Annotated in this window: 1 tRNA gene and 1 rRNA gene; both read right to left on the reverse strand. The window is 42.9% G+C overall.

The features are described from left to right. Window positions 1-133: 133 nt before the first annotated feature. Window positions 134-209, reverse strand: a tRNA-Val gene (locus TV75_RS20935). 10 nt (window positions 210-219) lie between these two features. After that, window positions 220-336, reverse strand: a 5S ribosomal RNA gene (gene rrf, locus TV75_RS20940). Between the last annotated feature and the right edge of the window lie 291 nt (window positions 337-627).

The following is a 627-nucleotide window of genomic DNA, read 5'->3' on the forward strand; positions in this document are numbered from 1 at the left end:
CAGTTGAGCTACACCGGCATATTCACTTTTAAATGAAGTCTTAAAAGAAAGTTACTTCATAGAAGCAGTTCAAGGAATGATATTTTGCTGGCGCAAAATAAAATGAAGTTTATTTTACTTTCGTAAAAAAACTTGGTGGAGGATGACGGGATCGAACCGCCGACCCTCTGCTTGTAAGGCAGATGCTCTCCCAGCTGAGCTAATCCTCCAAAATATAAAGCCTGGCGACGTCCTACTCTCACAGGGGGAGATCCCCCAACTACCATCGGCGCTGAAGAGCTTAACTTCCGTGTTCGGCATGGGAACGGGTGTGACCTCTTCGCCATTGTCACCAGACAATTTCTTGTCTCTTTTTTAGGGACAAGTACTATTATATCGCGTAGATATAATTTTTCAAGGTTTTTTTATATTTTCGTATAAAATTTATTCCCTGAAAACTAGATAAAGAATTGATGTCAAGAAAGCCGAATATCAGCCAATGTTGTATCTGCTTCTTCAAGTAGATACCATTCCAGCTCCGGCGGCTAGAGACTCGAGGTCATTTCAGTTCAATCAGCTAAGGGTAAAAGGCACCCTCTTCTGATTGCCCAGAAATGCTTGTCGTCTCTGGTCAAGCCGCCTCCGCTT

Source organism: Rossellomorea aquimaris (assembly GCF_000935355.1).
Classification (GTDB): Bacteria; Bacillota; Bacilli; order Bacillales; family Bacillaceae_B; genus Rossellomorea; species Rossellomorea aquimaris_B.